Consider the following 25,326-nt stretch of genomic DNA (forward strand, 5'->3'; position numbering starts at 1 on the left):
GCGCACCATCACGCAACTGCCGCCGCAAAGGCGCCGCGATAGAGCGCGGACAAATCCGCCAGCGGTGCGCTGCTGTCGCCCAGCCGGACGGTATCGCCGCCGAACCGGCCAACGGTGGCAATCGGAACGCCGGCCTTGCCTGCGGCCACCATCAGCGCTTCGGCCTGATCGAAGGTGCAGGCGATCAGATAGCGCGCCTGATCCTCGGCAAAGAGGGTCGGGGTGTCGCCCGCGTCCAGATGCAGGCCCAGACCGGCACCTTCGGCCATTTCGAACGCGGCCAGCGCCAATCCGCCATCCGACAGGTCGGTGCAGGCCCCGATCAGGGCGCGATTGGCGCGGATGAACTCGCCATTGCGCCGTTCGGCCGCCAGATCGACATGCGGCGCGTCGCCGTCTTCGCGGTGAAACACCTCGGCCAGCAAGGCCGACTGGCCCAGATGGCCGCGCGTTTCCCCGACCAGCAGCGCCAGATCGCCAGCGCGCGGCAGGCCCGCGATCAGATCGTCCAGATGATCGAGCAGACCAACGGCACAGATCGTGGGCGTCGGCAGAATGCCCGTGCCGTCGGTTTCATTGTAAAGCGACACATTGCCCGACACGATCGGCGTATCCAGCGCCAGACAGGCTGCACCGATGCCTTTGATGGCGCCGACGAACTGGCCCATGATTTCCGGCTTTTCGGGATTGCCGAAATTCAGGTTGTCGGTGGTGGCCAGCGGGCGCGCGCCCACGGCACACAGGTTGCGATACGCCTCGGCCACCGCCTGTTTGCCGCCCTCGACCGGGTTGGCCTTGACATAACGCGGGGTGACATCAGAGGTGAAGGCCAGCGCCTTGTCGGTGCCATGCACCCGCACCACGCCCGCGCCAAGGCCGGGGATGCGCACGGTGTCGCCCATGACCTGGGCATCATATTGTTCAAAGACCCAGTTTTTGGCGGCGTAATTGGGCGATCCGATCAGGGCGCGCAGCCCGTCAATCGGATCAATGCCCGGCACCGGGTCCATCGGGGCGGGGGCCGGGGTTTCGACCCAGGGGCGGTCGTATTCGGGCGCGGTGCCCGACAGCGCCTTCAGGGGCAGATCGGCCTTGCAGATGCCATTATGCATGATCAGGAAACGATCTTCGTCGATTGTTTCGCCGACAATGGCGAAATCCAGATCCCATTTGTCAAAGATCGCCTTGGCCTGCGCCTCGCGTTCCGGGCGCAGCACCATCAGCATCCGTTCCTGGGATTCCGACAGCATCATCTCATAGGCGGTCATGCCGGTTTCGCGGCAGGGCACCTTTTCCAGATCCAGCCGCACGCCCAGATCGCCCTTGTCGCCCATTTCAACCGCCGAACAGGTCAGACCGGCCGCCCCCATGTCCTGAATGGAAATCACGGCCCCCGAAGCCATCAGTTCCAGACAGGCCTCGAGCAGGCGCTTTTCGGTGAACGGATCGCCGACCTGCACGGTGGGGCGCTTTTCCTCGATCGTGTCATCGAACTCGGCGCTGGCCATGGTGGCGCCGCCAACGCCGTCACGCCCGGTTTTCGCGCCCAGATAGACGACCGGCATACCGACGCCCGAGGCCGCCGAATAAAAGATATTGTCGGCATCGGCCAGACCGGCGGCAAAGGCATTGACCAGGCAGTTGCCGTTATAGGCGCGGTGAAAACGCACCTCGCCGCCCACGGTCGGCACGCCGAAACAGTTGCCGTATCCACCGACGCCCTCGACCACGCCATTGACCAACTGGCGCGTCTTGGGGTGGCTGATCTCGCCAAAGGACAGCGAATTCATCGCCGCAATGGGCCGCGCGCCCATGGTGAACACATCGCGCAGGATGCCGCCGACGCCGGTGGCCGCGCCCTGATAGGGCTCGATATAGCTGGGGTGGTTGTGGCTTTCCATCTTGAAGACCACGGCCTGACCGTCGCCAATATCAACCACGCCGGCATTTTCGCCGGGGCCGCAGATGACCTGCGGGCCGGTGGTGGGCAGGGTGCGCAGCCATTTCTTGGACGATTTATACGAACAATGCTCGTTCCACATCGCCGAAAAGATGCCCAGTTCGGTGAATGTCGGTTCGCGGTTCAGCAGTTGGATGATGCGGGCATATTCGTCGGGCTTCAGCCCATGGGCGGCGATCAGCGCGTCATCAATCTGCGGCTCTTGCATCATCAGGTTCCCCGGCGGTCCGTTTGTCTTGCCTCTTATGCCATGCGGCGGCGGGGGAAAAGGGGGATAGGGCACAAGGCCGCGCCAGCCATGCACCATTGCCACCGGTCAGGGCAATCTTGGTATCAGGCTTCCTTGAGCCGTTTGCGGTGCTCGAAAATTTCTTCCAGAACGAAATCGCGGAAGGCGGCGACCCTTTTGGATTGGCGCAGCTCTTCTGGATAGGCCAGAAAGGCGGGCACCTCGCCACTTTCTATATCGGGCAGAACCCGGATCAGATCGGGAAAATCATCTGTCAGGTAATCGGGCAGGACACCGATCCCAAGATTGTTCAGAACGGCCTGCAACACCCCGAAATAGTTATTCACCGTCAGGGTTGATGGAATGTTATAGGTCATCAGTTCCTGCACCAGTTGCGCCCCCGCGGCGACCTGCGCGGTGGCCGGGCTTTGACAGATCAGCCGGTGGCGGGAAAGATCGCTCATCCGTTCCAGCGTGCCGCGTTCGGCAAGGTATTTGGGCGTTGCATAAAGTCGCATGCGCACGGTCATCAGCCGCTTGCGGATCAGGTCGGCCTGGCTGGGTTCTTTCAGCCGGATGGCCACATCGGCCTCGCGCATGGGCAGGTCCAGCACCCGTTCTTCCAGCATCAGGTCGATCTTCAGATCGGGGAATTTCTCGTAGAGCTTGGGCAGGCGCGGCGCCAGCCACAGCGTGCCGAAACCGGTGGTTGTCGTCACGCGCAATTCACCGAAAACCTCATCCTCGGTGTCGCGGATGCGGGCTTCGGCAGTATCCAGCCGCTTCGAGATCGCGATGGTCGCGTCATACAGCAATTCGCCCTGTTCCGTCAGGATCAACCCGCGGGCGTGACGGTGAAACAATGTGGTGTTCAGGCTGTCTTCCAGCGCCCTGATCTGGCGCGACACGGCCGATTGCGACAAATGCAGGGAATCGCCGGCATGGGTCAGGCTGCCCGCCTTGGCCACCGCGTGAAATATGCGAAGTTTGTCCCAATCCATTTGTGGCTCTCTACCAATAATATAACCGTTTACGGGCGTACCTAGCCCCAGAGGGGGCAATATTGCAAACGAAGACTTGGCGTGAATGGCCTGAAGTCATCGCGGGCGCGGGCCTGATACATTATGCAGCACGTCCCAAAGCAGCGATGGATTTTCGCTCCCGGGCGACGTAAGAGGGCTTGTTGAACCCGTATAAGCCGCCCGGTTGCGGCTTTGTCAGTCAAGAGAAGCGCAAGACAAATGGCCGTTGGCGTATTTGATTCAGGTCTGGGCGGTCTGACCGTGCTGGACGCGGCGGCCAAAAGGCTGCCCGATGTTCCCTTCGTCTATTACGGCGACAATGCGCATGCGCCCTATGGCGTGCGTGATGCCGATGACATCTATGATCTGACGACGAAGGGGGTCGAACGACTGTGGGCGGCAGGATGCGATCTGGTGATTCTGGCCTGCAACACCGCCAGCGCGGCCGCGCTGAAACGGATGCAGGAAAAATGGATCCCGTCGCACAAGCGCGTGTTGGGGGTGTTCGTGCCGCTGATCGAGGCCCTGACGGAACGCCAATGGGGCGATAACAGCCCGCCGCGCGAAGTGGCGGTCAAGCATGTGGCGCTGTTTGCCACGCCGGCCACCGTTGCCAGCCGCGCCTTTCAGCGTGAACTGGCGTTCCGGGCCATCGGTGTCGATGTCGAGGCACAGCCCTGCGCCGGTGTGGTTGACGCCATCGAGCAGGGCGATGAAATCTTGGCCGAGGCCCTGGTGCGCAGCCATGTCGAGGCCCTGCTGCGCCGAATGCCCAAACCCGATGCCGCCGTTCTGGGCTGCACCCATTATCCGCTGATGGAACATGTGTTTCAGGATGCGCTTGGCGTTGATGTGCGGGTGTTTTCCCAAGCCAGCCTGGTGGCAGATAGCCTGGCCGATTATCTGGCGCGGCATCCCGCCATACTGGGCAAGGGAAGCGAATCGATGTTCCTGACCACGGGCGACCCCAAATCGGTTTCAAAACATGCCGCCCAGTTTCTGGGACGCAAGATTGATTTCCAGGCGGCATGATTGCGGTTTGCCGCCATAAACCTTAAATCAGCAATCAAACTGATCGAAAGCCGCCGACATGGTTCATAACATCGCGATACTTGGTGCTTCGGGCTATACCGGGGCAGAGCTTGTCCGCCTGATCGCGACCCATCCCGCGATGCGGATCGTCGCCCTGTCGGGGGATCGCAAGGCCGGGATGCAGATGGCCGAGGTGTTTCCGCATCTGCGCCATCTCGATCTGCCCGAACTGGTGCGGATCGAGGATATTGATTTTGCGCAGGTCGATCTGGCCTTCTGCGCGCTGCCGCATGCCACATCCCAGGCCGTGATCAAGGGCTTGCCGTCCGATCTTAAGGTTGTCGATCTGTCGGCCGATTTCCGGCTGCGCGATCCGGCGGAATATCTGAAATGGTATGGCAAGCCGCATGAGGCGCTGGAATTGCAGGCGCAGGCTGTCTATGGCCTGACAGAATTTTACCGCGATGAGATCCGCGCCGCGCGGCTGGTTGCGGGCACCGGCTGTAACGCGGCCACCGGCCAATATGCGCTGCGTCCGCTGATCGAGGCGGGCGTGATTGATCTGGATGAAATCATCATCGACCTGAAAGCCGCCGTTTCGGGCGCGGGCCGGTCGCTGAAGGAAAACCTGCTGCATGCCGAATTGTCCGAAGGCTATCACGCCTATTCGGCGGGTGGCACACATCGGCATCTGGGCGAGTTCGATCAGGAATTTTCCAGGGCCGCGGGCCGCCCCGTTCGTGTGCAGTTCACCCCGCATCTGATCCCGGCCAATCGCGGCATTCTGGCCACCGTCTATGTCCGCGGGCAGGCCGATGCGATTCACGCCGCCCTTGCCGCACGCTATGACGCAGAGCCGTTCCTGACAGTGTTGCCGATGGGAGAGCTTCCCTCGACCCGCCACATAAGGGGGTCGAATTTCGTGCATATCGGCGTGATGGCCGACCGGATCCCCGGTCGGGTTATCGTGGTGGCTGTTCTGGACAATCTGACCAAGGGATCGTCGGGGCAGGCGTTGCAGAACGCCAATCTGATGTTGGGTCTGGATGAAACCACGGGCCTGATGCTGGCCCCGGTCTTTCCATAGGGGAACGCGATGCGCGGGCTGAAAAAGAAACGCCGGATTCAGGTCATCATCGCGGCTTTCGTGGCCTTGGGGTTAAGCGCGGGGCTGATTGGTTATGGCATGCGCGACGGTATCAACTATTTCCGCGCGCCGGCCCAGGTTCTGGCCGATCCGCCCGGCCCGGCAGAGGTGTTCCGCATCGGCGGGCTGGTTGAACCGGGCAGCCTGATCCGCGGGCAGGGCGAAACCATCCGTTTCAACGTCACCGATGGCGGCGGCAGTGTTCCAGTCACCTTTACCGGTGTTCTGCCGGATCTGTTTGGCGAGGGAGAGGGGATGGTCGGCACGGGTCGTTACATAAACGGTGTGTTCGAAGCCACTGAAATTCTTGCGAAACACGACGAAAGCTATATGCCGAAAGAGGTTGTTGACGCGCTCAAGGAGCAGGGCGTCTATGTCGATCCGAACGGTAGCTAGGCAGGTTTTTAACCATATCTCCCCGAGATTTCCCCGGTATCACGTAATGCCGGGGATCACATGCTATCGGTCGAAGAAATTGCAAGGCAGATCGTCGCCCGCGAAGGCGGCTTCGTAAACGACCCTGACGATCCGGGCGGGGCGACCAATCATGGTGTCACGCTGGGCACGCTGCGCCGCCTGGGTCTGGATATCACCGGCGACGGGCAGGTCACCTTGGCCGATGTCAAGCACCTGACCCCGGCCCAGGCCGAACAGATCTTCATCGAACACTATTACCGCCGCCCCCGGATCGACGCCCTGCCACCGGTTTTGCAGCCTTCGGTATTCGACATGTATGTGAATGCGGGGGCCAATGCGGTGCGGGTCTTGCAGCGCCTGCTGGCCGATATGGGGCATGATCTGCGCGCGGATGGGGTGATCGGTGCGCAGACCATCGCCGCCGCGCAGGCTGCCGCCAACGCCGCGCCCGACCATATCGCCGATGCCTACGGTATTGCGCGGCGGAATTATTACTATGCCGTGGCCGATGCCCGCCCGGCCAGCCGCAAATTCGCGCGCAGGCGCGATGGCGGCAAGGGCGGCTGGATCACACGCGCCGAAGATTTCATCGCGCCCCGCTATCGGTTCAGCGCGGCACAGCATCGCGAAAGGACGGCATCATGGGGTTGATCGGGGGAATTATGACCGTGTTGTTTGGCAATGGAACCAATGTTTTGCGCGACACAGCGCAGGTGTTTCGTGAAAACGCCGAGGCCGGAGCCGCACGCGAGCTTGATCTGCAAAAGACGGTTCTGGCGCAATTTGGTGCGGAAATGGCGCGGCCCGATCACGGGTTGTTCGACCGGATCGTCGATGGCATGAACCGCCTGCCGCGCCCCCTGCTGGCACTGGGCACGCTGGGGCTGTTCGTGTCGGCGATGGTGTCGCCGATCTGGTTTTCGGCCCGGATGCAGGGCATTGCCCTGGTGCCAGAGCCGCTGTGGTGGCTGTTGGGGGCGATCATTTCCTTCTATTTCGGCGCGCGCCATCAGGCCAAGGGGCAGGAATTTCAACGCTCCATCGCGCAGACCATGGCGCGTGTGCCGGCGGTGGCTGATAACCTGCGCAGCCTGCGCGCCCTGGCCGATCAGGATGATGCGCCCGATACTGTCATTCAAAGCGGTCCGAATGCCGCGCTGAACGACTGGAAGGCCGGCAGATGAGCCCGGCGATTCTTGCCGCCCTTATGGCAGGCCTCAGTGCGATCACATGGCTGTCAGAATGGCGGCGCTCGGATGAAGATCTGGCACTGGCGCTGGCCATGCTGGCCGCAGGCGCAATGCTGGTCATGGCGCGCTGACCTGGGGGGCGAAAAATCTTCACGAAGATTTTTCGGTATCAAGAAAATTCGGGAATTTTCTTGTTCTCCGCCCTGATCACGCAGGCGTGGCCATCTGCCGCGCGATTGCCCGTTGGCGTTGGGCGCAACTGGCCCTAATGTCAGGCCATGATAGCAGAACTTGGACATTTCGCGCTGATCCTGGCCTTCGTGGTGGCCATCGTCCAGATGGTGATTCCGCTGATCGGCGCGCAACGGGGCTGGGCGGGATGGATGGCGGTGGCCGAACCGGCCGCGACCATCCAGTTCGTGCTGACCGCGGCCAGTTTTGCGGCCTTGACCCATGCCTTTGTCACGTCGGATTTTTCACTGCGGCTGGTGGTGCTGAATTCGCACAGCGCCAAACCGTTGCTGTATAAATTCGCGGGCGTATGGGGCAATCACGAAGGCTCAATGCTGCTGTGGGTGCTGATTCTGACCCTGTTCGGGGCGCTGGCGGCCTGGTTTGGCAGCGGGCTGCCGCCGGCGCTGCGTGCGCGGGTGCTGGCGGTGCAGTCGTCGATCGGGGTGGCGTTTTTCGCGTTCATCCTGTTCACCTCGAACCCGTTTCTGCGCATGGCGGTGCCGCCCTTCGACGGGCAGGACCTGAACCCGCTGCTGCAAGATCCCGGTTTGGCCTTTCATCCGCCATTTCTGTATCTGGGCTATGTCGGGCTTTCGATGTCGTTCTCATTCGCCGTCGCCGCGCTGATCGAGGGCCGGGTCGATGCGGCCTGGGCGCGGTGGGTGCGGCCATGGACCTTGCTGAGCTGGCTGTTTCTGACCATCGGCATCGCCTTGGGGTCGTGGTGGGCCTATTATGAACTGGGCTGGGGCGGGTTCTGGTTCTGGGATCCGGTCGAGAATGCCAGTTTCATGCCCTGGCTGTTCGCGGCGGCCCTGCTGCATTCGGCCATCGTGGTGGAAAAGCGGGAATCGCTGAAGGCCTGGACCATTTTGCTGGCGATCATGGCCTTCGGCTTTTCGCTGATCGGCACGTTCATCGTGCGTTCGGGTGTCATCACATCGGTGCATGCCTTTGCCAATGATCCCGAACGGGGCGTGTTCATCCTGCTGATTCTGGCGGCCTTCACCGGCGGGGCGCTGATGCTTTATGCGCTGCGTGCGGGCGCGATGCAGGCCCGCGGCGTGTTCGGGCTGGTCAGCCGGGAAACCGGTCTGGTGCTGAACAATATCCTGCTTGCCGTGGCGGCGCTGGTGGTGTTCACCGGCACGATCTGGCCATTGCTGGCCGAAATCGGCATGGGGCGCAAACTGTCGGTGGGCGCGCCGTTTTTCAACATGGCCTTCACGCCCTTCATGGTGGTGCTGGCGCTGATCCTGCCGGTGGGGGCGATCCTGCCATGGAAACGGGCGCGGCTGGGGCGGGCGCTGGGGCAATTACGCTGGGCCTTTGTGCTGGCATTGGCCGTTGGCGCACTGGTCTGGGCGATGCAGACCGGGCGCAGCGCCGTGGGGCCGATCGGGGTGTTCCTGGGCACCTGGCTGGTCTCGGGGGCGGCGGTCGATCTGTGGTTGCGCAGCGGGCGCGGCGACGACCGGCTGGGCCGCCTGATGCGGCTGCCGCGGGCCGACTGGGGCAGGGTGGTCGCCCATGCGGGCTTTGGCATCACGATTTTCGGTATTGCCGGGCTGACGGCCTGGCAGCAGGAAGATATCCTGGTCACCCGGATCGGCGAGAGCTTTCCGCTGGGGGCCTATGAGGTGGTCCTGGAAAACGTGCAGCGCGTGCAGGGCCCCAACTATATCGCGACGCGCGCCAGCATGGGCTTGTGGCATGACGGGCGCAAGCTGACGGTGATGTATCCCGAAAAGCGGTTCTATCCGGTGGCGGCCATGCCCACGACCGAGGCCGCGATTGATAACGGGTTCCTGCGCGATATCTATCTGGTCATCGGCGATCCGCAGGATGATGGCGGCTGGGCGGTGCGCAGCTATGTAAAGCCATTCGCCAACTGGATCTGGCTGGGCGCGCTGATCATGGCGCTGGGTGGCGGGCTGAGCCTGTCTGACCGGCGCTGGCGCGTGGCCGCCGGTGCGCGCCGGGCCTCTGCCCGAACGGTGGCCGCCGAATGAAACGTTTGATTGCTGTTCTGGTGCTGGTTTTGTCGGTGCAGCCGCTTTGGGCGGTTCAGCCGGGTGAAATGCTGGCCGATCCCGTGCTGGAGGCCCGCGCCCGCGAGATATCAAAGGGCCTGCGCTGTCTGGTCTGTCGCAATGAAAATATCGACGATTCGAATGCCGCCCTGGCACATGATTTGCGTGTTCTGGTGCGTGACCGGTTGATGGCGGGTGACACCGATGCACAGGTCGTCGATTTCATCGTGGAACGCTACGGCGAATATGTGCTGCTGCGCCCGACGGCGCGTGGCGTCAACCTGCTGTTATGGATCGCAGGGCCATTGATGCTGGTCGCGGGGCTGGGGATCGGTGGCGTCTATGTCATGGGGCGCCGTCGCCGCGATGACCCCGCGCCGGAACCGCTGAGCCCTGCCGAACTGGCCCGCCTGCGCGATCTGACCGGCGGCTGAAACCGGCTTTTTCCTTTCGCACAGTGACAAAGGCCGCCCCGAAGGGCGACCGATGCAATTTCAGGTTCAGCGTTTTTCGACCGGGACGTAATCGCGATAGGTATGCCCGGTGTAAAGCTGGCGCGGACGCCCGATTTTCAGCGTAGGATCGGAAATCATTTCCTTCCACTGGCTGACCCAGCCGATGGTGCGGCTGACCGCGAAAATCGGCGTGAACATCGAGGTGGGGAAGCCCATCGCCTCAAGGATGATGCCCGAATAGAAATCGACATTCGGGAACAGTTTCTTTTCGGCGAAATAGGGGTCTTGCAGCGCCTGGCGCTCCAGCTCCTTGGCGACCTGCAGGGTGGGGTTGTTCTCGATACCCAGCAGTTCCAGAACCTCGTCGGCGGATTCCTTCATCACCGTCGCGCGCGGGTCGAAGTTCTTGTAGACGCGGTGACCGAACCCCATCAGCCGGAACGGGTCGTTCTTGTCCTTGGCGCGGGCGATGAATTCGGGGATGCGATCCACGGTGCCGATCTCGCGCAGCATTTCCAGACAGGCCTGGTTGGCGCCGCCATGGGCCGGGCCCCACAAACAGGCGATACCCGCCGCGATGGATGCAAACGGATTCGCGCCCGAGGACGAGGCAAGCCGCACCGTCGAGGTCGATGCGTTCTGCTCGTGATCGGCATGCAGGGTGAAAATCCGGTCCATCGCGCGGGCCAGGATCGGGTTGACGACGTAATCCTCGGCCGGGACCGAAAAACACATCCGCAGGAAGTTCGACGCGTAATCCAGATCGTTGCGCGGATAGACTGCCGGCTGGCCGATGGTATATTTGAACGCCATGGCCGCAATGGTCGGCATCTTGGCGATCAGCCGGATCGACGCCACTTCGCGCTGCCAGGGATCGTTGATATCGGTGCTGTCGTGATAGAAGGCCGACATCGCCCCCACGACCCCGACCATGACCGCCATCGGATGCGCGTCACGGCGGAAGCCGCGGAAGAAATAGTTCATCTGCTCGTGCACCATCGTGTGCTTGGTGACGCGCGATTCAAAATCTTCCAGCTGCGGGGCCGTGGGCAGTTCGCCATACAAAAGCAGATAGCAGACTTCCAGGTAATGCGACTGTGCGGCCAGCTGGTCGATCGGATAGCCGCGATGCAGCAACACCCCTTCTTCGCCGTCGATGAACGTGATGGTCGAGTCACAGGATGATGTCGAGGTAAAGCCCGGATCATGGGTGAAAACGCCGCCCTGCGTATACAGTTTGGTGATGTCGATGACATCCGGGCCGATCGTGGGCGAATGGATCGGCAGCTCCAGTGTCTTGTCACCAAAGGTCAGCGTTGCGGTTTTCTTGCTTTCAGCCATTCGTGTCCCCTTTCAAGAAACCAGCGTTTTCAGGTGCCGGTTTGTGCAAATCGGTCATTGGCAGGACAGCGTCCTAGCCCTGTGTGTCATTCAACCGGGCGATCGTTTCCTCACGGCCAATTACAATCATCATGTCGAAAACGCTTGGCGATACCGTCCGACCGGCCAGAGCCGCGCGCAGGGGCTGTGCCAGCTTGCCCATCTTGACGCCATGCGTTTCGGCAACACTTGCCACAATCGCTTCCAAACTTTCACGGGTCCAGCTAGCATTTTGCAATTGCGGCGTCAATTCGGCCAGGATGGCCTGTGCCGGGGCATCCAACGCCTTTGCGGCGGCCTCGTCAGGGGTGAATGGACGGCTGCCCAGCACAAAATAAGCCTTTTCCATCAGGTTTTTGAGCGTTTTGCAGCCTGGCTGCAAGGCAGGCATCGCGCGCGTCAATCCGTCGATCTGCGCGGGGGTCAGCGCAGGCCCCGCGGTGGCTGCCGCATAAATAAGCACTTCGGCCAGAAGCTCGGCCTCGGACATGGCCGCGATATGCTGGCCCGACACGTGATCGAGCTTCTTGAAATCGAACCGCGCGGGTGATTTCCCGATACCGTCGAAGCCGAACCATTGCTGGGCCTGGGCATCGGTGAAAAACTCGTCGTCGCCATGGCTCCAGCCCAGGCGGGCCAGATAGTTGCGCATCGCGGCGGCGGGATAGCCCATGGCCTGATATTCCTCGACCCCCAGCGCGCCGTGGCGCTTGGACAGTTTCTTGCCATCGGGCCCATGGATCAGCGGGATATGGGCGAATACGGGAATGTCCCAGCCCATCGCATGATAGATCTGCATCTGCCGCGCGGCATTGGCCAGATGGTCATCCCCCCGGATCACATGGGTCACGCCCATGTCATGGTCATCGACGACAACGGCCAGCATATAGGTGGGTGTGCCATCGGATCGTAACAGAACCATGTCGTCCAGCTGGTCATTGGCCCATGTCACATCGCCCTGAACCTGGTCGTGAATGACGGTGGCCCCGTCGCGCGGGGCCTTCAGGCGCAGCACGAAGGGCGCATCGGGGTAATCGACGGGATCGGCATCGCGCCAGGGGCTTTGATACAGGGTCGATCGGCCTTCGGCGCGGGCGGTTTCGCGAAATTCGGCGATCTCGTCCTGGCTGGCAAAGCATTTATAGGCATGGCCGGTGGCCAGCATCGCATGGGCCACCTCGGCATGGCGCGGGGCGCGCGCGAACTGGCTGATCGGTTCGCCATCCCAGTCCAGTCCCAGCCATGTCAGGCCTTTCAGGATCGCCGCAGTGGCCGCAGGTGTTGATCGCGCCCGGTCGGTATCTTCGATCCGCAACAGGAATTTTCCACCCCGTCCCCGCGCGAACAGCCAGTTGAACAGCGCCGTGCGGGCCCCCCCGATATGCAGATAGCCCGTAGGCGAGGGGGCAAAGCGCGTGACGACCGGGGGCTGGGACATGGGCTGTGTTAACCTTTGGGAAACCATTGCGGGCATAGCGTCGCGTCTGATTACGCAATCGCAAAGGGGGTGACAAGCCATGCAGGCGCTGCGGGCACTGGCGGCACAGCGCGGGCATCTGTTTCCTTTCGTGCCGGTTTGCCTGGCGATGGGGATCGGCCTGTATTTCGCCTTGCCGCAAGAGCCCGGACTAAGGGCCTGGGCCATGGCGGCGGCGGCGATGGTTTTATGTGCAGCCCTGGCGCGCCGGGGGCCAGAGGCGGCCGCGCCGCTGATGATCGCGGGGGCGTTGGTCGCGGCGGGGCTGCTGATGGCGGGCGCGCGGACGTATCATGTTACCGCGCCGGTGTTGAAATACCGCTTTTACGGGGCGGTCACCGGTCGCATCACCGACATGGACCGGTCGCAATCGGATGCCAACCGCCTGACGCTGGATCAGGTCTGGATGGAAGGCATGCCGCCCGCGCGCACCCCGCACCGGATCCGGATCGCCCTGCACGGACCGCAGATCATGCGCGACCCCGCCCCGGGGCAGATCGTGGCGCTGACCGCGCATGTGTCGCCGCCCCCGGCCCCGGCCGAACCGGGCGGCTATGATTTCCGGCGTCAGGCCTGGTTCGACGGGCTGGGCGGCGTTGGATACACCCGCAGCCCGGTGGTGACGCTGGCCCCGCCCGACCGGCCTGGCCCTGCCATTGCGATCCAGCGGCTGCGGCTGGGTCTGTCGGCGGGCATCCGCAACCGGATCGGTGGGGATGAAGGCGCCTTTGCCGCGGCCATCCTGACCGGTGATCGCGCCGGTATCTCGCAGGCGGCATTGCAGGCGCTGCGCGATTCCAACATCGCGCATCTCCTGGCGATATCGGGGCTGCATATGGGACTGCTGACAGGGCTGGTCTTTGCGGCATTGCGGCTGATCATGGCGGCGCTGCCGCGTATCGCCCTGCGCCTGCCCACACGCAAGATCGCCGCTGCCGGGGCGTTGGCCGCGGGGGCGGCCTATCTGGCGCTGTCGGGCGGCAATGTGGCCACACAGCGCGCCTTTGTCATGGTTGCGGTAATGCTGATCGCGGTCTTGCTGGACCGCCGGGCGCTGACACTGCGCGCCGTGGCGCTGGCGGCGGTGATTGTGCTGGTGCTGGCCCCCGAAAGCCTGACCGAGGCCGGTTTTCAGATGTCATTTGCCGCGACAACCGCTTTGGTGGCGGCCTTCGCGGTTCTGCGCGACTGGCCACAAGACCGGTGGCGACCGCCGCGCTGGATGCGCCCTGTCCTGGGGGTGGTGATTTCATCGGTGGTGGCAGGGGCGGCCACGGCGCCGATCGGGGCGGCGCATTTCAACCAGGTTTCGCAATACGGGTTGTTGGCCAATTTACTGACCGTGCCACTGATGGGGGCGCTGGTTATGCCTGCCGCCATCGTGACGCTGGCATTATGGCCGCTGGGGCTTGGCTTTGTCGGTCTGGCCGTGATGCGCTGGGGTATCATGTGGATCCTGGGCGTCGCGCATTGGGTGGCGGGGCTGGACGGGGCGACCTGGGGCGTCATCCGACCCGGCCCCGCGGTTCTGCCGCTGATCGCCGCCGGAATGCTGTGGCTGATGTTATGGCAGGGCCGCGTCCGTTGGGCCGGGGTTCTGGCCGTTCTGACCGGGCTTTGGTTATGGTCGGCCACCACGCGGCCCGATCTGCTGATCGCCGATACTGGCGGGCTGATTGGGGTGATGACCCCCCAGGGCCGGGTGCCCAGCAAACCCGCAGGCGACGGGTTTGCCGCCGAAAGCTGGCTGGAAAACGATGGCGATCCCGCACCGCAGGCCCAGGCCTTTGCGCGGCCCGGCGGGGGGGATACCGCCTGGATCGGCGGCAAGACCTATACGATACTGACCGGGCGGGGCTGGCAGGCGCGGCTGGCCGCGGCCTGCGCGCAAGGCGTGGTCATCGTGCCGCGCGTGCTGGCAGATGCGCCGCAGGGCTGCGAGGTGCTGGATCAGCGGGCGCTGTCACGCAGCGGCGCGCTGGCCGTTCGCGATGGCCCCGCAGGGCCGCAGGTCACATCGGTGCGCGACCTTGCCGGCCGGCGCCCCTGGACCGGATTTCAATAGCTGCGGATCAACCCCACCAGCCGCCCCTGAACCTTGACCTGATTGCTGGGCAACACGCGGGTTTCATAGGCGGGATTGGCGGCTTCGAGCGCGATCATCTCGCCCTTGCGGCGGAATCGTTTCAATGTGGCCTCATACCCTTCGACCAGTGCGACGACGATATCGCCATTCTCGGCGGTGACCTGTTCACGGATCACGACGATATCGCCATCATTGATCCCGGCCTCGATCATCGAATCGCCCTTGACCTCCAGGGCATAGTGATGGCCGCGTGACGACAGCATCGACCCCGGCACAGCCACGGTGTGCGACACCTCGCTGATCGCCTCGATCGGGGTGCCGGCGGCGATCTGACCCATGACGGGCAGTTCCATCGCGTGGGACGTCTCCACCGGCCGGGCATTCAGGGGCGTGGCGGCGGGGCGGTCGCCCTCGATCACGCGGGGGGCAAAGCCGGGTTTGGTCATCGTGTCGGGCAGCTTGACGATTTCGATCGCGCGGGCCCGATGCGCCAGCCTGCGGATAAAACCGCGTTCCTCCAGCGCCGTGATCAGCCGGTGAATGCCGGATTTTGATCGCAGATCCAATGCATCCTTCATTTCGTCGAACGAAGGTGGAACACCGTCACGCGCGACGCGCTTTTGGATGAATTCCAGCAATTCCAGTTGCTTGCGGGTCAGCATTCAGCGCTCCTTTGTCGGGAAAGGCCATGGTTATCCAGCTATGTTCTAGTCTTGTTCCCGTTTTGTGTCAACCCCGACGGTTACAGCGGCAGATAATCCACCAGATCACCCGCAGCGCGCGAGCCATCATGCGGCGGGCGCAGAATCAGCGCATCGGCTTGCGACAGGATATGCAGCAGCGAGCTGTCCTGGCTGTCGAAGGGCACCAGCCCCTGCGCGGTCAGCCGGGCACGCATGTAATGCGCGCGCGGCCCGTTGGGGCCCAGTGCGATGCCCAGCGATGCGCGTTGCGTGGGGGCGGGCGCCGTGCCCAGGCCCAGCAGCGCGCGGATTGCGGGCAGCAGAAAGACATGCCCGCAGACCAGCGCCGAAACCGGATTTCCGGGCAGGCCGATCAGGGTGACATCGCCCAGTCTGCCCGCCATCAGCGGCTTGCCCGGGCGCATCGCCACCTTGTGAAAGGCCAGATCTGCGCCCAATTCGCGTGCCACCGGCGCCACCAGATCATGATCCCCGACCGACGCGCCGCCGATCGTCACGATCAGATCGACCCCCTGCGCCAGGGCGAACCCGGCCTTCAGCGCCGCGGCGCTGTCGCGGGCGATGGGCAACAGCCGCGCGGCGCCGCCTTCGGCCTGAACCATGGCGCGCAGGCCAAAGCCGTTGCTGGCGATGATCTGGTCCGGGCCGGGCGTTTCACCGGGCATGACCAGCTCGTCGCCTGTTGCCAGGATCGCCACGACAGGTCGGCGGCGCACCGGCAGGTGCGGCACATTCATCGCCGCCAGCAGCGCCAGATCGGCCGGGCGCAACCGGCGCGGGGCGTTGAACTGCGTTCCCTGTGCAAAATCACTGCCTGCGGCGCGGATATGCGTGGCAGACTGGGGCGCGGGGCCCAGGATGATAGTGTCGTCCTGGGCGGTCACATCTTCCTGTATGGCGACGTGATCGGCACCCGGCGGCACAGGCGCGCCGGTAAAGATGCGCACGGCCTGCCCGGGGCCAACCGCCCCGGAAAAGCCGCGCCCGGCGGCGGAGGTGCCCATCACATGCAATCGCGCGCCGGTGCGAATGTCGGCGGCACGCAAAGCATAGCCATCCATCGCCGAGGCCGCGAAGGGCGGCTGGGTCCGTTGCGCGGTGACCGGCGCGGCCAGCACCCGGCCCGCCGCATCGGCAAGGGCAACCGTTTCGATGCCGACAGGGGCCAGCAGGTCAAAGATCTGCGCCAGCGCCTGTTCGACTGAAATCACGGCTGCGCCTCGTATCGACCTGATTTTCCACCCTCTTTCATCTGCAGGCGGATGTCGGAAATCACCATGCCCTTTTCGGCGGCTTTCAGCATGTCATACAGCGTCAGCGCCGCAACCGAAACGGCGGTCAGGGCCTCCATTTCAACGCCGGTCCGGCCGGATGTCTTGACGGTGGCGGTGATACGGATACCGGGCAGGGCGGCGTCCGGGGTCAGATCCAGTGTGACCTTGGCGATGGGCAGCGGATGGCACAGCGGAATCAGATCGGCGGTGCGTTTTGCGCCCATGATGCCCGCCAGCCGGGCCACGCCCAGAACATCGCCCTTGGCGGCGCTGCCTTTTACAACGATATCAAACGTTTCCGGTGACATCCTTACATGACCAGAGGCCACGGCGACCCGATCGGTGACCGCCTTGCCAGACACATCCACCATATGGGCCTGGCCCTGGGCGTCGAAATGGGTCAGCTTGTCGTTCATAGTCCGCCCATGCGGTTTTCGCCGCCAGCAAGCAGGGTGCGGGTGGCGGTTTCGACATCGGGCTGGCGCATCAGGCTTTCGCCGATCAGGAAGCAGCGCGCGCCATATTGCGCCATATCGGCCAGTTCATCCGGTGTATTCAGCCCGCTTTCGGAAACGATGATCCGGTCTTCGGGCACCAGCCGGGCCAGTGTTCGCGTCGTATCAAGACTGGTCTCGAACGTATTGAGATTACGATTGTTTATGCCAATCAGGCGCGATTTCAGCGCCAGCGCGCGCTCCAGTTCGGCGGCATCGTGAACCTCGATCAGCGCGTCCATATGCCAGCCAAGGGCGGCATCCTCCAGCTCGATTGCCTGCGCGTCGGACACGCTGGCCATGATGATCAGAATGCAATCAGCCCCCACCGCGCGCGCCTCGGCCACCTGATAGGGGTCATACATGAAATCCTTGCGCAAGGCGGGCAGATTGGTGGCGGCGCGGGCCTGCGTCAAAAAGGATTTGGCGCCCTGAAAGGAGGGCGTATCGGTCAGCACCGACAGGCAGGTGGCCCCTCCGGCCTGATAGGCGGCGGCCAGCGTCGCGGGGTCGAAATCGGCACGGATCAGGCCCTTGGACGGGCTGGCCTTCTTGACCTCGGCGATCAGGCCATAGCCGTTGCGCGACGCCGCATGCAGCGCATCGGCAAAGCCCCGCACCGGGTCGGCGTCGCGGGCGGCTGCCTCGACCTCGGCCAATGGGGTCTTGGCCTTGTCCGCAGCGATTTCTTCCAGTTTATACGCTTTGATCTTGTCCAGGATGGTGGGGGTCATGCGGCCTCCGATGTGATGCGGGCCAGGGCGCGCAGTTTTTCAAGCGCAGCGCCGCTGTCGATGCTTTCCATTGCAAGAACAACGCCCTGTGGCAATGTATTTACCTTGTCGGCGATCAGCAGTGCCGCCGCGGCGTTCAGAAGCACCGCATCGCGATAAGCCCCCTGCGCGCCCGACAGAACCCCCAGCAGCGCCTGACCATTTTCCTGCGGCGTGCCCCCGGTGATGGCTGCAAAGGGATGCAAGGGCAATCCGGCCTGTTCGGGATGCAGGTCAAACTCGGTGATCTGCCCATTTTCAAGGGCGGCCACATGGCTGGGGCCGGTGATGGTCAGCTCATCCGTGCCGTCAGATCCATGCACCAGCCAGGCGCGTTCGGCCCCAAGGGCACGCAAGGTTTCGGCCATGGGGCGGATCAGGTCACGGGAAAAGACACCGGTCAACTGGCGCTTGACGCCCGCGGGATTGGTCAGCGGGCCAAGGATATTGAAGATGGTGCGGGTGCCCAGTTCCTGACGCACCGGCATGACATGGGCCATGGCCGGATGATGCATCGGGGCCATCATGAAGGCGATGCCGATCTGATTCAGCGCCTTTTCAACAACTTCCGGGCCGATCATCACGTTGATACCATTTTGCGCCAGCGCATCGGCCGCACCCGAATTCGACGACAGCTTGCGGTTGCCATGCTTGGCCACGGGCACGCCGGCCCCTGCCACGACAAAGGCGGTGGCAGTCGATATCTGCAAGGTGGGCTTGCCTGTGCCACCTGTGCCAACGATATCCATCGCGCCGGCGGGCGCGCGGACGTGCTTGCAATGGGCGCGCATCACGGCGGCTGCGGCGGCATATTCATCGACGGTTTCGCCGCGCGTGCGCAAGGCCATCAGCAAGCCGCCGATCTGGCCGGGTGTGGCCTCGCCGCGAAACAGGATCTCGAAGGCGTCGCGGGCCTGATCGGCGGAGAGCGGACCATTCGCGGCGGCCCCGATCAGCGGTTTTAGCGCGTCGCTCATGCGGGCACCTGCGCCAGATCCAGAAAATTGCGCAGCAGGGCGTGCCCATGCTGAGAGGCGATGCTTTCAGGGTGGAACTGCACGCCGTGGATCGGCAGATCGCGGTGGCGCAGGCCCATGATCGTGCCATCGGCCAGCCAGGCATTGGCGATCAGACAGTCGGGCAGGCTGGTGCGTTCCACCACCAGCGAGTGATAGCGCGTGGCGTCAAAGGGCGAGGGCAGCCCGGCAAAAACGCCGCTGCCGTCATGTTCGATATGGCCCATCTTGCCATGCACGATCTGATCGGCCCGCACCACGCGCCCGCCAAAGGCCTGCCCGATCGTCTGATGCCCCAGGCAGACCCCCAGCAAGGGCGTGCGGGTTTCGGCGGCGGCCTGCGTCAGCGCCAGACAGATTCCCGCCTGATCGGGGTCACATGGACCGGGCGACAGCAGGATCGCCGACGGGTTCAGCGCCATCGCCGCCTGAACATCCAGCGCATCATTGCGGCGCACGATGACATCTGCCCCCAATTCGCCCAGATAATGCACCAGATTATAGGTGAAACTGTCGTAGTTATCGATCAGCAGCAGCATGGTGGCGCCTGTTCTTGATCCCGATGGCCGGGCTGTGTGAATTTGGGGTGAACCCCGCGCGTGGTCGGGCTATACATGTTCAGAGCCGCGCGCCGGGGTCAAGGGTGCAGCGGCCATCGGGGCAGGCGGATATTCTGGGAGACGAGCAGATGCAGGGTGTTGTGCGAGGGGCTTTCTGGGGGCTGATCGTCATGGCCGCCGGTCTGGCGGCGCTGTCGGTCCTGATCCCGATTCCGGTGCGCCATCCGGGCCGCACCATTGCGGTCACGGCCGAACAGCCGGTTTCGCCCTCCGGCTCGGCCACGCCAAGGCTGACCCAGGCCGCACCGCCCGAAAAGGCGCCCGCCGATCCGCAGGATACCACATCGAATGCGACCGCACCGGCCCCGCGCGCCAGCGGTGTCGAGCTGCCCGCCGGGTCCGAATTCAGCCGTCCGCGCCCCGAAGGCGCGGCGCGCCTGCCGGGCACCGAAGACACCGCCATGCCGGCCCCGGCGCCCAAGGTGCCCCAACCCAGTGCCGAACAGATCGTAACCGCCCCGGCACCCGATACCGCCACCGCCAGTGCCCCGCGCCCCGATACCGAAACCCCGGCCACGATGACGCCGCCCAACGGCACGCGCGATACGGTTTTGCCGGTGCCGGGGCAGGAACAGCCGGTTCTGCCTGCGCCCGAATCCGCCGTCCCGGTCGCCCCGCCGGTCGAGACCCGCCCGGACATGCCGACAACCCCGTCCGGCACGCAACAGCCCCATCAGCGCAGCGAGGCGCCCGCGCCCGCCAAGACCCTGCCGCCGGTCATCCGGCCCGAACCGCCCCGCGCCAGCGGCCCGGTGCCCGACGATCAGCCGCCCGGTGCCTTGCGGGTGCCGGTTCCCGGCAAGGAAATCGCCCAGCCCGATGTCAAGACCGGCCGGCTGCCCACCATCGGCCGCGACCCGGCCGCGACCGCGCAGGCCGACAGCCCGGCGACCGATACGGCGGCCCTGCGCGCATTGTCGCGCTATGCCGCGCCGTTTGACGCCGAACCGGGCAAGCCGCTGTTGTCGGTCATCCTGATCGACGAAGGCGCCAAGGGGCTGGACCGCGCCACGCTGACGACCTTTTCCTTTCCTGTGACCTTCGCCATTGACGCCAGCCGCCCCGACGCCGCGCAGGCGATGCGCGCCTATCGCGATGCCGGGTTCGAGGTGGTCTTGCTGGCGCGCGGTCTGCCCGAGGGGGCCACACCGCAGGATCTTGAGGTGATGATGGCCACCTATCAGGCCCGCGTCCCAGAAGCGGTGGCCGTCATGGATGCTGAAACCGGCGGGTTCCAGACCAACCGGCCGCTGTTGCGGCAACTGGCGGCGATCGTCAATCAGACCGGGCAGGGGATCATCACCTATGACCGCGGGCTGAACACCGCCGCCCAGGTGGCCGCCTCTGAACAGGTGCCCGATGCGCTGATCTTCCGCGTGCTGGACGGCGAGGATGAAAGCGCCACCACCATCCGCCGCTATCTGGACCGGGCCGCCTTCAAGGCAGGGCAGGACGGGCATGTGGTGATGGTCGGCCACAGCAGGCCCGAAACCGTGACGGCGCTGTTTTCCTGGGCGCTGGACAGCGGACAGGGTGATGTCACGCTGGCGCCGATCTCGGCCATTCTGCGCGGAAAATGATCCTAGGGCCGAAAGGCCCCCAGCGGTGCCAACGCGTCAAGAAAGGCCGCGGTAAAACGGGCCTTGTCCGCCTTATCTATATGTGAATCATCCGGTATCGACAGGTTTTCGATGCCTTCGATATCTTCGAAATGCAGCATGGGCGTGGTGACAAGGGCCTGCATATGGTTCCAATAGGTCTGACGCGGCGCAAAACTTTCCTCAAACCGATGCAGATCACCGCCGCTGGGCATCTGAACATAGATCACATGGCCGCCGCGCGCCCGAATGATATCGGCCAGTTCCTCGACGCGCTGAACATAGGCCATCCAGTCTTCCGGTGCCGGCATCGACTTGCCGTGATACCACCCCTGTTCAGTTCTCAGCCGGGCCTGCCGCAGGCGCGCGGGATCGGTGTGGTCGAAATTCATGGTTTCTTCGCGGGTGATATCGGTCTTGTTATGGTAGGGTTTCTCGAAAGGAACGCCCTTGCGCAGCAGGTTTTCCACCATATTGCGCAGCCCGTAATGGGGATGAGTGAACACGAACAGTTGCGATGTCGCCAGTTTCAGCCTGGTATCCAGCGCCCGGGCCCAGTTCCAGTTGTGGTGATAATAGGCAAGATGGTTCCCGAAGCTTTCGTCGATCTGCAATTCAGGCACGAACCAGGGCGCCAGGACCGACATGATGACCACGCCGCGAAACCGGGTGTTGATGGCGATATCCTCGAACACCAGAAGGGGTGAACTGCCGGCGATGGCCAGTTGATGCACCTGTGCCGGGGTGCGTTGCGCCACCAGGTTCAGGGCGACGCCTGTCTGGATACGAGAGGCCCCCAGCAGGACGATCGACCGCGGATCGGTATCGTGCTGCACCCTTTCACGCACCAGCGACCACAATTCGCGTGTATTTGGATAGGTGGGCTCTGCGCCCAGTGCCCGCAGGCCACGATCGACCGCGAACAGCAGCAGGATCGCGACCAGCGCCGCCGACAGCACCAGCGTCAGCGCCGAAACGCCCTTGGCGCCGGTTTGCGCCTTAGAACTGGAAATAGATGAACGCATTGCGATCCCCTTCTATCATGGCAATCGACATCATCATGCCCACCAGCAAGACAAACTGAACCGATACAGGCACCACCGCTATCGTCGCTTCGAACCGGCGGTTGCGCAGGCCTGCATGAAAGGCCAGCGTCATCCCCACCACGACCAGAACCACAAGGGTATCTGCCTTCGATAGATAAAAGGCATTTTCGGCGCTGGTGATGAAACTGCGCAGCAGATCAGTGGCTTGCGACAAATCGCGCGATCTGAACAGGGTACCCGAAAGGGTGAACAACCCGAAGGTCAGCCCCCCCAGCGCAACCTGGAACGGTGTCGTGGTCCAGAACTTCCAGTGGCCGATTACGTTGCGCAACATCAACTCGGCTGACAGGATCACGCCGTTCAGCGCGCCCCAGATGATGAAATTCCATGACGCGCCATGCCATAGCCCGATCAGCGTCATCGTGATCAGCTGGGTGCGCACCGTATTGAACAGGCTGCGATCCTTGCCCTTCACGTTTGCATAGAGATAGTCGCGGAACCAGCTGGACATTGAAATATGCCAGCGTTGCCAAAGATCGGCATAGCCGATCGCGGCGAAAGGCGAGCGGAAGTTTTCGGGCAAGGTAAAGCCCAGACAGCGCGCCGCGCCGATCGCCACCAGCGAATAGCCGGCGAAATCGCACAGGATCTGCACAACGAAGGCCAGCAGGCCCAGCATGACGGTGGTCGCGGGCAGGGTGCCCGACTGGCTGAACACCTTTTCCGCGATCGGCCCGACCAGCCCGTCGGCAACCACCACCTTTTCGAACAGGCCGATGGTGCACAGGATCAGCCCGGTTCCGATCTTTTCGGCCGTTACGGCAGGGGGAGCGACCAGTTGCGGCATGAATTTGCGCGCCCGCACGATCGGCCCGGCCACAAGCTGGGGAAAGAAGGTCACGAACAGCGCGAAATCCAGAAAACTGTCTGTCGGTTTCAACCGGCCGCGATAGACATCCAGCGTATAGCTGAGCGTCTGGAACGTATAGAAGGATATCCCGACCGGCAGCAGGATGTTCCACGGCAGCGGCTCGTAAACGATGCCGATCTCGCCCAGCAGCGCGATGAAATTCTGCTGGACGAAATCGCCGTATTTGAAAAAGCTCAGCACCCCCAGATTGCCGACCAGGCTGACCATCAGGAACATCCGTTTGCGCCGTTCCGTATCGGCGCGATGAATGCCATGGGCGGCGAAATGGTCGATGACCGTCGACAGGATGATCAGCAGAAGATAGGGCGCGTTCCAGGCGGCATAGAAGATATAGCTGAGAACCAGCAGCATGAATTTGCGCCAGGGCCAGTTCGCCCCGCTGAAATAGGCAAGGCAGACAACCGCGGCGAATACTGCAAATATGTGATCGTTAAAAAGAATGGTCGTAATCCTTCTCGGTTTTGATCCGCCCGAGAAACGCTATTTTAGCTATTTCAAAACCGTTGGCTGTGCATATCGTCGGCGGTCGTGCCTATGGCGATATCATACAGATTGATTGCGGCAAGTTCCCAATGCAAAGCTGACAAATATTTCATAAAAGCTGCTGTTTTCGCGGGCGTCCAGATGCGCGCTGATGAAACAATCGTCGCGCAATACAAGGACTGTTCCGGGTCGGATTCGCGCGCTCAGCCGTTGCCCTTGCGGGTGAACAGACCGGCATCCTGGGCGGCGCGGCGGATGGCGCGGGACTTGTTGACGGTTTCCTGGAATTCGGCCTCGGGATCACTGTCGAATACGACGCCGCCGCCAGCCTGGAAATACAGGGTTTCGTCCTTGATCAGGGCGGTGCGCAGGGCGATGCACATGTCCATATCGCCATTGGCGGCGAAATAGCCGACACCGCCGCCGTAAAGGCCGCGCTTTTCGGGTTCCAGCTCGTCTATGATCTGCATCGCGCGCACCTTGGGGGCACCGGAAACGGTGCCCGCGGGCAGCCCGGCCAGCAGGGCCGACAGCGCATCCTGACCCTCCGCGATCTCGCCCACGACGTTCGACACGATATGCATGACATGGGAATAGCGTTCGATGATGAATTTCTCGGTCGGGCGCACGGTGCCGATCTTCGACACGCGCCCCACATCGTTGCGGCCCAGATCCAGCAGCATCAGATGTTCGGCCAGCTCTTTCTGGTCGGCCAGAAGATCGGCCTCATATGCGCGGTCCTGTTCTTCGGTTTCGCCGCGCGGGCGGGTGCCGGCGATGGGACGGATGGTGACCTCGGTGCCGCGCAGGCGCACCAGAATTTCGGGGCTGGCGCCCACGACCTGATAATCGCCGAAATTGAAGAAGAACATGAAAGGCGACGGGTTGGTGCGGCGCAGGCTGCGATACAGCGCAAAGGGCGGCAGCGCAAAGGGCTGGTGCCAGCGCTGGGCCGGGACGACCTGAAAGATATCACCCGCGCGGATATAATCGCGCGCCTTTTCAACGGCGGCCTTGTAACCATCCTTGGTAAAATTCGACACCGGTTCGCCCGCGGGGGCGGCATCGCCGAAATCGCGGCTGGCCTGGGGAATGCTGCGTTCCAGCGCGCGCATCGTGTCCATCACCCGTTCGGCCGCCTGCGCATAGGCGGCCCGCGCCGACAGGCCGGACCCGGCCCAGGCCGGTGATACCAGCGTCACCTCGCCCTTGACGCCATCCAGCACCGCCACGACCGAGGGCCGCATCAGCACGGCATCGGGCATGTCCAGCGGATCGGGGTTCACATCGGGCAGATGTTCGACCAGCCGGATCATGTCATAGCCCAGATAGCCGAACAGCCCCGCCGCGATCGGGGGCAGGCCGTCGGGCATGTCGATCCGGCTTTCGGCGATCAGCGCGCGCAAGGTATCCAGCGGATGACCGGCCTGGGGCGCAAAGGCATCCGGATCGAACCGCGCCTGCCGGTTGATCCGGCTGGCGGTGCCGCGACATTCCCAGATCAGGTCGGGTTTCATGCCGACCACAGAGAAACGGCCGCGTGTCTCGCCGCCGGTGACCGATTCCAGCATGAAACTGTCCTTGCTGGCTTCGGTCAGTTTCAGCATGACGCTGACTGGCGTGTCCAGATCGGCGGCCAGACGGGTATAGACCAACTGGTTTTGTCCGGCGTCATACCCGGTGGCGAAACTGTCGAAATCTGGAAAGAGCGTTGACATGGGCGCC

23 protein-coding genes are annotated in these 25,326 nt (G+C 63.4%); 10 read left to right on the forward strand and 13 right to left on the reverse strand.

All coding sequences use genetic code 11. The features are described from left to right. Positions 1–8 precede the first annotated feature (8 nt). Complete coding sequence (purL, locus tag ACTCHC_RS12025) at positions 9–2,168, reverse strand: phosphoribosylformylglycinamidine synthase subunit PurL (protein ID WP_463022790.1); 2,160 nt, start codon at positions 2,166–2,168, stop codon at positions 9–11. A gap of 125 nt (positions 2,169–2,293) precedes the next feature. Continuing rightward, positions 2,294–3,190 (reverse strand): LysR family transcriptional regulator, encoded by an 897-nt coding sequence (locus tag ACTCHC_RS12030; RefSeq protein ID WP_463022736.1) that lies wholly within the window; start codon positions 3,188–3,190, stop codon positions 2,294–2,296. A 240-nt stretch (positions 3,191–3,430) separates the two neighbouring features. Between ACTCHC_RS12030 and murI the strand changes: the two genes are divergently transcribed. The 8 genes from murI (at position 3,431) to ACTCHC_RS12070 (ending at position 9,698) form a co-directional block, all read left to right on the forward strand. Further along, positions 3,431–4,243, forward strand: a complete 813-nt coding sequence (gene murI, locus ACTCHC_RS12035; RefSeq protein WP_463022737.1) for a glutamate racemase — start codon at positions 3,431–3,433, stop codon at positions 4,241–4,243. 58 nt (positions 4,244–4,301) lie between these two features. Then, positions 4,302–5,330, forward strand: coding sequence for an N-acetyl-gamma-glutamyl-phosphate reductase (gene argC / locus ACTCHC_RS12040; RefSeq protein WP_463022738.1), 1,029 nt, complete (start codon positions 4,302–4,304; stop codon positions 5,328–5,330). A 9-nt stretch (positions 5,331–5,339) separates the two neighbouring features. Beyond that, entirely contained in the window at positions 5,340–5,786 is a 447-nt protein-coding gene (gene ccmE, locus ACTCHC_RS12045; RefSeq protein WP_463022739.1) for a cytochrome c maturation protein CcmE, read from the forward strand. A 60-nt stretch (positions 5,787–5,846) separates the two neighbouring features. Further along, on the forward strand, positions 5,847–6,458 hold the full coding sequence (locus ACTCHC_RS12050; RefSeq protein ID WP_463022740.1) for a holin-associated N-acetylmuramidase: 612 nt from the start codon (positions 5,847–5,849) through the stop codon (positions 6,456–6,458). After that, positions 6,449–6,991, forward strand: coding sequence for a holin family protein (locus ACTCHC_RS12055; protein ID WP_463022741.1), 543 nt, complete (start codon positions 6,449–6,451; stop codon positions 6,989–6,991). The genes ACTCHC_RS12050 and ACTCHC_RS12055 overlap by 10 nt, the downstream gene beginning before the upstream one ends. Further along, on the forward strand, positions 6,988–7,128 hold the full coding sequence (locus ACTCHC_RS12060; protein ID WP_463022742.1) for a hypothetical protein: 141 nt from the start codon (positions 6,988–6,990) through the stop codon (positions 7,126–7,128). The genes ACTCHC_RS12055 and ACTCHC_RS12060 overlap by 4 nt, the downstream gene beginning before the upstream one ends. Positions 7,129–7,275: 147 nt before the next feature. Next, positions 7,276–9,243: a heme lyase CcmF/NrfE family subunit gene (locus ACTCHC_RS12065; RefSeq protein ID WP_463022743.1), complete on the forward strand. Its 1,968-nt coding sequence runs from the start codon at positions 7,276–7,278 to the stop codon at positions 9,241–9,243. Then, the gene (locus ACTCHC_RS12070; RefSeq protein WP_463022744.1) at positions 9,240–9,698 is read left to right on the forward strand and encodes a cytochrome c-type biogenesis protein; all 459 of its coding nucleotides are present in this window, start codon (positions 9,240–9,242) and stop codon (positions 9,696–9,698) included. The genes ACTCHC_RS12065 and ACTCHC_RS12070 overlap by 4 nt, the downstream gene beginning before the upstream one ends. Before the next feature lie 66 nt (positions 9,699–9,764). On the opposite strand, the gene gltA is transcribed toward ACTCHC_RS12070, so the two are convergent. Both gltA and gltX read right to left on the reverse strand, forming a co-directional pair. Further along, a complete protein-coding gene (gltA, locus tag ACTCHC_RS12075) occupies positions 9,765–11,060 on the reverse strand; it encodes a citrate synthase (protein WP_463022745.1) in 1,296 nt (431 codons plus the stop codon). Between the two features lie 73 nt (positions 11,061–11,133). After that, positions 11,134–12,537: a glutamate--tRNA ligase gene (gene gltX / locus ACTCHC_RS12080; protein ID WP_463022746.1), complete on the reverse strand. Its 1,404-nt coding sequence runs from the start codon at positions 12,535–12,537 to the stop codon at positions 11,134–11,136. Positions 12,538–12,616: 79 nt separating this feature from the next. On the opposite strand from gltX, the gene ACTCHC_RS12085 reads away from it, so the two are divergent. Further along, positions 12,617–14,641 (forward strand): ComEC/Rec2 family competence protein, encoded by a 2,025-nt coding sequence (locus ACTCHC_RS12085; protein WP_463022747.1) that lies wholly within the window; start codon positions 12,617–12,619, stop codon positions 14,639–14,641. Here ACTCHC_RS12085 and lexA read toward each other — a convergent pair. The 6 genes from lexA to ACTCHC_RS12115 all read right to left on the reverse strand — a co-directional run bounded on the left by lexA (position 14,635) and on the right by ACTCHC_RS12115 (position 19,462). Further along, positions 14,635–15,324 (reverse strand): transcriptional repressor LexA, encoded by a 690-nt coding sequence (lexA, locus tag ACTCHC_RS12090; RefSeq protein ID WP_463022748.1) that lies wholly within the window; start codon positions 15,322–15,324, stop codon positions 14,635–14,637. The genes ACTCHC_RS12085 and lexA overlap by 7 nt on opposite strands. Positions 15,325–15,404: 80 nt before the next feature. After that, positions 15,405–16,577 (reverse strand): molybdopterin molybdotransferase MoeA, encoded by a 1,173-nt coding sequence (locus ACTCHC_RS12095; RefSeq protein ID WP_463022749.1) that lies wholly within the window; start codon positions 16,575–16,577, stop codon positions 15,405–15,407. Then, the gene (gene moaC, locus ACTCHC_RS12100; protein ID WP_463022750.1) at positions 16,574–17,056 is read right to left on the reverse strand and encodes a cyclic pyranopterin monophosphate synthase MoaC; all 483 of its coding nucleotides are present in this window, start codon (positions 17,054–17,056) and stop codon (positions 16,574–16,576) included. Before moaC ends, ACTCHC_RS12095 begins: the two co-directional genes overlap by 4 nt. Then, positions 17,053–17,868 (reverse strand): indole-3-glycerol phosphate synthase TrpC, encoded by an 816-nt coding sequence (gene trpC, locus ACTCHC_RS12105; RefSeq protein ID WP_463022751.1) that lies wholly within the window; start codon positions 17,866–17,868, stop codon positions 17,053–17,055. Before trpC ends, moaC begins: the two co-directional genes overlap by 4 nt. Then, positions 17,865–18,884, reverse strand: a complete 1,020-nt coding sequence (gene trpD, locus ACTCHC_RS12110) for an anthranilate phosphoribosyltransferase (protein ID WP_463022752.1) — start codon at positions 18,882–18,884, stop codon at positions 17,865–17,867. Before trpD ends, trpC begins: the two co-directional genes overlap by 4 nt. Beyond that, entirely contained in the window at positions 18,881–19,462 is a 582-nt protein-coding gene (locus ACTCHC_RS12115; protein ID WP_463022753.1) for an anthranilate synthase component II, read from the reverse strand. The genes trpD and ACTCHC_RS12115 overlap by 4 nt, the downstream gene beginning before the upstream one ends. 104 nt (positions 19,463–19,566) lie before the next feature. Here ACTCHC_RS12115 and ACTCHC_RS12120 point away from each other — a divergent pair, with 104 nt between their 5' ends. Beyond that, complete coding sequence (locus ACTCHC_RS12120) at positions 19,567–21,123, forward strand: divergent polysaccharide deacetylase family protein (protein ID WP_463022754.1); 1,557 nt, start codon at positions 19,567–19,569, stop codon at positions 21,121–21,123. Between the two features lie 2 nt (positions 21,124–21,125). Here the strand turns inward: ACTCHC_RS12120 and ACTCHC_RS12125 are convergent, their stop codons facing one another. The 3 genes from ACTCHC_RS12125 to trpE all read right to left on the reverse strand — a co-directional run bounded on the left by ACTCHC_RS12125 (position 21,126) and on the right by trpE (position 25,319). After that, entirely contained in the window at positions 21,126–22,166 is a 1,041-nt protein-coding gene (locus ACTCHC_RS12125) for a hypothetical protein (protein ID WP_463022755.1), read from the reverse strand. Further along, positions 22,141–23,469, reverse strand: a complete 1,329-nt coding sequence (locus tag ACTCHC_RS12130; protein WP_463022756.1) for an MBOAT family O-acyltransferase — start codon at positions 23,467–23,469, stop codon at positions 22,141–22,143. The genes ACTCHC_RS12125 and ACTCHC_RS12130 overlap by 26 nt, the downstream gene beginning before the upstream one ends. A gap of 335 nt (positions 23,470–23,804) precedes the next feature. After that, positions 23,805–25,319 carry an anthranilate synthase component I gene (gene trpE, locus ACTCHC_RS12135; RefSeq protein WP_463022757.1) on the reverse strand — a complete coding sequence of 505 codons (1,515 nt, stop codon included), beginning with the start codon at positions 25,317–25,319 and terminating at the stop codon, positions 23,805–23,807. Positions 25,320–25,326 lie beyond the last annotated feature (7 nt).

Source organism: Actibacterium sp. (assembly GCF_055134745.1).

What these genes read in the sequence shown, in the direction of transcription:
- purL (WP_463022790.1), bottom strand. Translation starts at nt 2,168, where the DNA reads ATGCAAGAGCCGCAGATTGATGACGCGCTGATCGCCGCCCATGGGCTG.
- ACTCHC_RS12030 (WP_463022736.1), bottom strand. Translation starts at nt 3,190, where the DNA reads ATGGATTGGGACAAACTTCGCATATTTCACGCGGTGGCCAAGGCGGGC.
- murI (WP_463022737.1), top strand. Translation starts at nt 3,431, where the DNA reads ATGGCCGTTGGCGTATTTGATTCAGGTCTGGGCGGTCTGACCGTGCTG.
- argC (WP_463022738.1), top strand. Translation starts at nt 4,302, where the DNA reads ATGGTTCATAACATCGCGATACTTGGTGCTTCGGGCTATACCGGGGCA.
- ccmE (WP_463022739.1), top strand. Translation starts at nt 5,340, where the DNA reads ATGCGCGGGCTGAAAAAGAAACGCCGGATTCAGGTCATCATCGCGGCT.
- ACTCHC_RS12050 (WP_463022740.1), top strand. Translation starts at nt 5,847, where the DNA reads ATGCTATCGGTCGAAGAAATTGCAAGGCAGATCGTCGCCCGCGAAGGC.
- ACTCHC_RS12055 (WP_463022741.1), top strand. Translation starts at nt 6,449, where the DNA reads ATGGGGTTGATCGGGGGAATTATGACCGTGTTGTTTGGCAATGGAACC.
- ACTCHC_RS12060 (WP_463022742.1), top strand. Translation starts at nt 6,988, where the DNA reads ATGAGCCCGGCGATTCTTGCCGCCCTTATGGCAGGCCTCAGTGCGATC.
- ACTCHC_RS12065 (WP_463022743.1), top strand. Translation starts at nt 7,276, where the DNA reads ATGATAGCAGAACTTGGACATTTCGCGCTGATCCTGGCCTTCGTGGTG.
- ACTCHC_RS12070 (WP_463022744.1), top strand. Translation starts at nt 9,240, where the DNA reads ATGAAACGTTTGATTGCTGTTCTGGTGCTGGTTTTGTCGGTGCAGCCG.
- gltA (WP_463022745.1), bottom strand. Translation starts at nt 11,060, where the DNA reads ATGGCTGAAAGCAAGAAAACCGCAACGCTGACCTTTGGTGACAAGACA.
- gltX (WP_463022746.1), bottom strand. Translation starts at nt 12,537, where the DNA reads ATGTCCCAGCCCCCGGTCGTCACGCGCTTTGCCCCCTCGCCTACGGGC.
- ACTCHC_RS12085 (WP_463022747.1), top strand. Translation starts at nt 12,617, where the DNA reads ATGCAGGCGCTGCGGGCACTGGCGGCACAGCGCGGGCATCTGTTTCCT.
- lexA (WP_463022748.1), bottom strand. Translation starts at nt 15,324, where the DNA reads ATGCTGACCCGCAAGCAACTGGAATTGCTGGAATTCATCCAAAAGCGC.
- moaC (WP_463022750.1), bottom strand. Translation starts at nt 17,056, where the DNA reads ATGAACGACAAGCTGACCCATTTCGACGCCCAGGGCCAGGCCCATATG.
- trpC (WP_463022751.1), bottom strand. Translation starts at nt 17,868, where the DNA reads ATGACCCCCACCATCCTGGACAAGATCAAAGCGTATAAACTGGAAGAA.
- trpD (WP_463022752.1), bottom strand. Translation starts at nt 18,884, where the DNA reads ATGAGCGACGCGCTAAAACCGCTGATCGGGGCCGCCGCGAATGGTCCG.
- ACTCHC_RS12115 (WP_463022753.1), bottom strand. Translation starts at nt 19,462, where the DNA reads ATGCTGCTGCTGATCGATAACTACGACAGTTTCACCTATAATCTGGTG.
- ACTCHC_RS12125 (WP_463022755.1), bottom strand. Translation starts at nt 22,166, where the DNA reads ATGCGTTCATCTATTTCCAGTTCTAAGGCGCAAACCGGCGCCAAGGGC.
- ACTCHC_RS12130 (WP_463022756.1), bottom strand. Translation starts at nt 23,469, where the DNA reads ATGCTGCTGGTTCTCAGCTATATCTTCTATGCCGCCTGGAACGCGCCC.
- trpE (WP_463022757.1), bottom strand. Translation starts at nt 25,319, where the DNA reads ATGTCAACGCTCTTTCCAGATTTCGACAGTTTCGCCACCGGGTATGAC.